This window comes from Nakamurella sp. (genome assembly GCF_048594475.1).
Lineage (GTDB): Bacteria > Actinomycetota > Actinomycetes > Mycobacteriales > Nakamurellaceae > Nakamurella.
On sequence record NZ_JBMDXT010000193.1, the window covers coordinates 1 to 6811 of the forward strand.

The following is a 6811-nucleotide window of genomic DNA, read 5'->3' on the forward strand; positions in this document are numbered from 1 at the left end:
TTCACGCATGGTCCACCGGCCGGCCCGGGCGGTCCGCCGGTCGCCGATCCGGCCCCGGCCAGCGATCCGGCCCCGACCGCCGGCCCGCCGCTGATCGGCGACCGCGACGCCGAGCGGCACCGGCTGTCGCCGCGGGTGGTGGCCTACTGGCGCTGGCGCTGGCTGTTCAGCCTCGTCCCCTCGCTGCTGCTGCTGGCCGCGCTGGCCATCGTCATCCCGTGGGGGGCCTGGTGGCTGCGGTGGTCCCTGTTCGCCGTGCTCGCGGTGACCGGGATCGCGGCCATCGTGGTGCTGCCGCCGATCCGCTTCCGGGTCTTTTGGTACGCGATCTCCCCCACCGAGATCGACATCCAGCACGGGATCATCTTCATCAAGCGCAGCGTGATCCCGATGCACCGGGTGCAGAACCTGCGGTCGGAACGGGGCCCGATCGCCGACCACTACCGGATGGCCACCCTGCGCATCTCCACGGCCGCCGACACGCTCTCGGTGTCCGGCCTGGCGCGTGACGAGGCGGACGCGCTATGCACGCGGATCAGCCAGCTCGCCGACGTGGCCGATGACGTCTGACCGGCCCGGCCCGGCCGGCCCTGCGACCGCCCGCCCCGCCCGCGCCCGCCCCCCGGTCGTCGACCCCACCGGCGGCGAACCCGTGACCGAGCCGGCCCCCGGTGACGAGGCGGACGAGGCGGCCGGACCCACCATGGTCGAGACCGGCCGGCTGCCCAGCGCGATGGGCGTCGCGGTCCCCGACACCCGCCTGCACCCGATCTACCTGGTCACCGAGACGGCCAACACCGTCCGTCAGGCGATCCCGTTCATCATGGTCACCGTCCTGGGCGGGGCGCCCTGGCAGGTGAACGTCGCCCTGTTCGTGCTGATCATGATCGTGGCCACCGCGCAGTGGTACGTGCGCAAGTACTCGGTGATCGCCGGGGTGCTGCGGGTCCGCAGCGGGCTGATCAATCGCACCGTGCGGGTGGTGCCGATCAGCCGCATCACCGCCCTGGAGGCGCACCGCTCCCTGGTGCAGCGGCTGATCGGGGTCTGGGGGTTGAACGTCCAGTCCCCCGGCGACGGGGCCGGCGCGGTGGTCAGCCTGGCCAGCCTGTCCGGTCGCCGGTTGGACGAGCTGCGCGGAGCGCTCGAGTCCGGCCGGGCCCACCACCGCAACCCGGACGCCAAGCTGAACAGCCGGTCCAAGACGATCCGCCGCTACCTCGCCTGGCGGCACACCGAGTCGATCGACACCGGCCCGCACGTCGTCGCCGTGCTGTCCACGCCGGAGATGCTGCTGGCCACCATCACCAACAACACCATCCCGCTGCTGTTCGCCGGGGCGCTCGTGGTCTGGTTCCGGTTCTCGGCCTTCGTCCCCGAGCGCGCCGCGAACGTCATGCGCACCTCGGTGGAGCCGCGCGGGATCGTCGCCGTGCTCGTCGCGCTGGTGGTCGTGGCGATCGTCGGCGGCGTCGTGGTGGGGGCCCTGCGACTCAACCGCTTCACGCTGATCCGGGACGGCGAGGTGGTGCGCAACACCCGCGGCCTGCTGGGCAAGCAGTCGTCGACCATCCCGGTCCGGCGGATCCAGGCGGTGCGGATCGTCGAGGGGTTCACCCGCGGCCTGCTCGGCTACTGCACGTTGCAGGTCGAGGTGGCCGGGCTGGGGCGGGCCAACACCAACCAGCGCATGCTGTTCCCGTTCGTGCGGACCGACCGGGCGCCGGCCCTGATCCGCCGGGTGCTGCCCGAGCTGGCCCTGCCCGAGCAACCGCTGCGCCCGATCCCGCGCCGGGTCTGGCGCAAGTACTACGTGGTGCCGCTGAACTACGCCTACGGCTTCACCCTGCTGGCCCTGCTCCTGCCGGGCTGGTGGCGCTGCCTGGCCGCGCTGCCCATCCCGCTGGCGATGGTGCTGGGCTACTTCCGGGGCCGGGAGGCCCGGTGGGGCCTGGACGAGGAGACCGTGGTGCTGCGCTGGCGGCGGATCTTCGCCCGCAACACCGTCATCGCGCACCGGGCCGGTGTCCAGCTGACCGCCTGGACCAGCTCGCCGTTCAAGGCCAAGGCGCACGTGGCCGGGTTCGAGATGCACTTCTCCTCCGGCCGCGAGGCCAAGATCCGCTACATGGTCGACACCGACGCCCTGATGCTGCTGCACGCCGTCGGCCGGCCGGATTCGGTGCCGGTCGGACCGTTCGGGCCCGAACCGGTCGGGTCGGTCGAGTCGGACCCGGTCCGGCCGGACGCGGTCGGGTCCGGTGCGGTCGGGTCCGGCGCGGTCGAGCCGGCCCGCTGACGGCCACTGAGGGCCCCCCGGCGGCCGGAGGGCCGCCGAGGCCGGCGTTGACGCCGCGCACACGGGGCCGTTCCGTACCGTTGACCGCGATGCTCCCCTCCCGCCCGCCCCGCGCCTCCCGGCCGGCCGGCCCCCGCCGCGGCACGCCGGTGCTGCTCGCCGTCGTCGGCCTGGTGCTCGCCGGGTGCGCGGACTTCTCGGCCGAGGCGCCCACCTTCACGGTCCAGCCCTCGCTCACCGCGCGGGCCGCGGTGCCGCAGGACCCGACCCCGGGCGCGCCGCCGTCGACCTCCCCGCCGAGCGAGTCCGGGTCACCGCCCAGCAGCGGGTCGACGCCGGCCGCCGACCCGTGCGCCCCCACCGACGAGGCGGTCATCGCGACCTGCCTGGCCGCGCCGTGGGGCCTGGCTCCGCTGCCCGGCGGCGAGTCGGCCCTGGTCGGCGAGCGGACGACCGGCCGCATCCTCAAGGTGGCCAAGGGCACCGAGCCGCAGCCGGTGGCTCAGATCGACGGCGTCGACGGCACCGGCGACGGCGGGCTGCTCGGGCTGGCCCTGTCGCCGTCGTATGCCGAGGACGGGCTGCTCTACGCGTACGTGACCACCGCCGAGGACAACCGCATCATCCGGATCGCGGCCGGCGACGTGCCCAAGGCGATCTTCACCGGCATCCCCAAGGGCGCGACCCACAACGGGGGCCGCATCGCCTTCGGCACCGATCGCTCCCTGTACGTGGGCACCGGTGACACCGGCAACCCGGCGTTGGCCGCCGATCCGGCCTCGCTGGCCGGAAAGGTCCTGCGGCTGGACGAGTTCGGCAAGCCGGCCGCGACCAACCCGACGCCCGGATCGGCCGTCTACGCCACCGGGTTCACCCAACCGACCGGGCTGTGCCCGCTGTCCGACGGCACGATGGCGGCGCTGGACGACCGGTCCACCGCCGATGTCCTGCTGCCGCTGACCGCCGGAAAGAACTACGGCACCCTGGCCGAGGGCGACGCGCTGTGGACGTGGACCGCCGCCGACGGGGGCGCGGTCTCCTGCGCGGTGGCCGGCGGCGTGCTGGCCAGCACCTCGCTGGACAAGCAACAGCTGACCGGGCTCGCGCTGGCCGGCCCGCGCACCTTCACCGGCTCGCCCACCGTGCTGCTGGACAACCGCTACGGCCGGCTGCTGACCGTCGTCCCCGACAGCACCGGGCTGCTCTGGCTGACCACCTCGAACAAGGACGGGCTGGGCCAGCCGGTGCCCAGCGACGACCGGGTGATCGTGGTGCCCTCCGACGGCGGCGGCGAGGGCGGGCTCGACTGAGCCGGCCCGTCCCCGGCCGATCGTGACCGGCCGGGGGTCACCGCTCGGGCCTCACCGCTCGGGCGTCACCAGCGCCGGTTGGCCAGCACGGGCAGCTGGTCGCGCACCCGGTCGATCTCGGCGAGGTCGACGTCGACCACCAGCAGTCCGGGCGCCGCGTCGAGTTGCTGCCGCACCGCGCCGGTCGGGTCGACCTCCACGCTCCGGCCGATGCCGGTGGGCGCCGGGCCGGCGGCCGGCCGACCGACGCCGGCCGGGTCGCCCTGGGCGGCGGCCAGCAGGGCGCTCGTGCTGTCCAGCGCGCGGGCCCGGGTCAGCAGGTCCCACTGCTCCCGCTTGCCCGGGCCGGCCCCCCAGGAGGCGGCCAGCAGCATGATCCGGGCCCCGCGATCGGCCAGGGCCTGGTACAGCCCGGGGAACCGCACGTCGTAGCAGACGGTCAGACCCAGGACGACGCCGTCGACCTCGATCGTGACCGGTTCCGCGCCCGGGGCCACCGTTCTCGACTCGAGGAAGCCGTGCGCGTCGTACAGGTGGATCTTGTCGTACGCGGCCTCCACCCCGCCCGGCCCGCGACCGTCGGTGGCCAGCAGCGTGTTCCGCACCCGGCCGTCGTCGCCGGGGGTGAACATGCCGGCGACGACGGTGATCCCGTGGCTGCGCGCGATGTCCCGGACCGCGGACGCCCAGGGGCCGTCCAGCGGCTCGGCGACCGGCCCGAGCGGGACGCCGAGCGCGCACATGGTGGCCTCGGGCAGCACCACCAGCCGCGCGCCGTCCCGCGCCGCCCGACCGGCGGCGTCCTCGACGAGCTCGAGGTTGCGCCGCGGTTCCGGGCCGCTGACGATCTGCGCTGCCGCGATCCGCATGTCCGCCCGCGTCCCGCGCGCCGGGCCGTCGGTCAGCCGTTCCCGTCGGCGGCACCACCGACGGTGGCCAGCAGCAGCTCGCGCACCCGGGCCGCGTCGGCCTGACCCCGGGTCGCCTTCATCACCGCACCCACGATCGCCCCGGCCGCCTGCACCTTGCCGCGGCGGATCTTGTCGGCGATGCCCGGCTGGGCCGCCAGCGCCTCGTCCACCGCCTGCTGCAGCGCCGAGTCGTCGGAGACGACGACCAGCCCGCGGGCGGCGATCACCTCGTCCGGCTCACCCTCGCCGGCCAGCACGCCGTCCACGACGCGCTGGGCGAGCTTGGTGGTCAGCTCGCCGCCGTTCACCTTGGCGATGACCGCGGCCAGCTGAACCGGGGTGATGGGCAGCTCGTCGAGGGCGACCCCGCGGGTGTTGGCCTGCTGGGGCAGGTACGAGGTCCACCACGACCGGGCCTCGTTCGGCGTGGCGCCGGCCTCGACGGTGGCCGCGACCAGCTCGACCCCGCCACCCGCCACCAGGTCGCGCATCTCCTTGTCGGCGAAGCCCCACTCGGCCTGCAACCGGGCCCGCCGCAGCCACGGCAGCTCGGGCAGGGTGTCCCGGATCTCCGCGACCCACTCGGCGGCCGGTGCGACCGGGACCAGATCCGGCTCGGGGAAGTACCGGTAGTCCTCGGCCGTCTCCTTGGAGCGGCCCGGCGAGGTGGTGCCGGAGGCCTCGTCGAAGTGCCTGGTCTCCTGCTTGACCGTCCCGCCACCGACGAGAACGGCACCCTGCCGGGTGATCTCGTACCGGACCGCGCGTTCGACCGACCGCAGCGAGTTGACGTTCTTGGTCTCCGTGCGGGTGCCGAACACCGGGTTGCCGGCGGGGGTCAGGGAGACGTTCGCGTCGCACCGCAGCGAGCCCTGGTCCATCCGGACGTCCGAGACGCCCAGCGACTGCAGCAGGTCGCGCAGCGCGGTGACGTACGCGCGGGCCACCTGCGGCGCCGAGGCCTTCGTGCCGACAATGGGTTTGGTGACGATCTCGACCAGCGGCACGCCGGCCCGGTTGTAGTCGAGCAGCGAGTACTCCGCGCCGTGGATCCGCCCGGTCGCCCCGCCCACATGGGTGGACTTGCCGGTGTCCTCCTCCATGTGCGCGCGCTCGATCTCCACCCGCACCGTCTCGCCGTCCACGTCGACGTCCAGGTAACCGTTGGACGCGATCGGGTCGTCGTACTGGGAGGTCTGGAAGTTCTTCGGCATGTCCGGGTAGAAGTAGTTCTTCCGGGCGAACTGGCACCACGGCGCGATGGCGCAGTTCAGCGCCAGGCCGATCCGGATGGCGTACTCCACCGCGGTGCGGTTGACCGTCGGCATCGCCCCGGGCAGGGCCAGGCAGACCGGGCAGACCTGGGTGTTCGGCGCCGCGCCGAACTCGGTCGGGCAGCCGCAGAACATCTTGGTGGCGGTGCCCAGCTCGACGTGCACCTCGAGCCCGAGGACCGGGTCGAACTGCTCGATGGTCTGGTCGTAGTCGAGCACGGGGGCGCTCATTGGGCCACCTCCAACTCCGGCGCGCGGTCCGGTACCAGGGTCGAATGCGCGGCCAGGTAGGCACTCTCGAAGGCCGCGGCCACGCGGTAGATCCGCTCCTCGCCGAGCGCGGGGCCCATGATCTGCAGCCCGACCGGCAGCCCGGTGTCCGAGGCGATGCCGCTGGGCACGCTCATCGCCGGGATCCCGGCCAGCGAGCCGGGAATCGTGGCCAGGTCGTTGAGATACATGGCCATCGGGTCGTTCACCTTCTCCCCCAGCGGGAACGCCGTCACCGGCGACGACGGCGAGATCAGCACATCGGCCGTGGCGAAAGCGTTCTCGAAGTCACGCCGGATCAGGGTGCGGACCTTCTGGGCCGAGCCGTAGTAGGCGTCGTAGTACCCGGCGGACAGGGCGTAGGTGCCCAGGATGATCCGCCGCTTGACCTCGGGGCCGAACCCCTTGCCCCGGGTGGCGGACATGACCTGCTCGGCCGAGGCGACCCCGTCGTCGGCCACCCGCAGCCCGTACCGCATCGCGTCGAACCGGGCCAGGTTGGAGGAGCACTCGCTGGGCAGGATGAGGTAGTAGGCGGCCAGCCCGTACTGGAAATGCGGGCAGTCGACCTCGACGATCTCGGCGCCGGCGGCGGTCAACGTGGCGACCGCGGCGTCGAACGACTCCAGCACGCCGGCCTGGTACCCCTCCCCCCGCAGCTGCTTGACCACGCCGATCCGCAGGCCGGCGACACCGTCGGCCTGGCCGCGGCGGACGGCCTCGACCACCGAGGGCACCGGGGCCGGG

Annotated in this window: 6 protein-coding genes; 3 read left to right on the forward strand and 3 right to left on the reverse strand. The window is 73.8% G+C overall.

Translation table 11 applies throughout. From position 1 onward, the window contains the following. The 3 genes from ACOJUF_RS09185 to ACOJUF_RS09195 form a co-directional block, all read left to right on the forward strand. The coding region (locus ACOJUF_RS09185) for a PH domain-containing protein (RefSeq protein ID WP_420121556.1) at positions 1-570 on the forward strand (570 nt) is incomplete at its 5' end. An 82-nt stretch (positions 571-652) separates the two neighbouring features. After that, entirely contained in the window at positions 653-2299 is a 1647-nt protein-coding gene (locus tag ACOJUF_RS09190; RefSeq protein WP_420121557.1) for a PH domain-containing protein, read from the forward strand. 89 nt (positions 2300-2388) lie between these two features. After that, complete coding sequence (locus ACOJUF_RS09195; RefSeq protein WP_420121558.1) at positions 2389-3609, forward strand: PQQ-dependent sugar dehydrogenase; 1221 nt, start codon at positions 2389-2391, stop codon at positions 3607-3609. A 65-nt stretch (positions 3610-3674) separates the two neighbouring features. Here the strand turns inward: ACOJUF_RS09195 and ACOJUF_RS09200 are convergent, their stop codons facing one another. From ACOJUF_RS09200 to ACOJUF_RS09210, 3 genes are all read right to left on the reverse strand, one after another. Continuing rightward, entirely contained in the window at positions 3675-4478 is an 804-nt protein-coding gene (locus tag ACOJUF_RS09200) for a carbon-nitrogen hydrolase family protein (RefSeq protein WP_420121559.1), read from the reverse strand. A gap of 32 nt (positions 4479-4510) precedes the next feature. Next, entirely contained in the window at positions 4511-6025 is a 1515-nt protein-coding gene (gene gatB, locus ACOJUF_RS09205; RefSeq protein WP_420121560.1) for an Asp-tRNA(Asn)/Glu-tRNA(Gln) amidotransferase subunit GatB, read from the reverse strand. Continuing rightward, positions 6022-6811 (reverse strand): amidase family protein (locus ACOJUF_RS09210; protein WP_420121561.1); only part of this gene is annotated, 790 nt, incomplete at its 5' end. The genes ACOJUF_RS09210 and gatB, both read right to left, overlap by 4 nt.

What these genes read in the sequence shown, in the direction of transcription:
- ACOJUF_RS09195 (WP_420121558.1), top strand. Translation starts at nt 2,389, where the DNA reads ATGCTCCCCTCCCGCCCGCCCCGCGCCTCCCGGCCGGCCGGCCCCCGC.
- ACOJUF_RS09200 (WP_420121559.1), bottom strand. Translation starts at nt 4,478, where the DNA reads ATGCGGATCGCGGCAGCGCAGATCGTCAGCGGCCCGGAACCGCGGCGC.
- gatB (WP_420121560.1), bottom strand. Translation starts at nt 6,025, where the DNA reads ATGAGCGCCCCCGTGCTCGACTACGACCAGACCATCGAGCAGTTCGAC.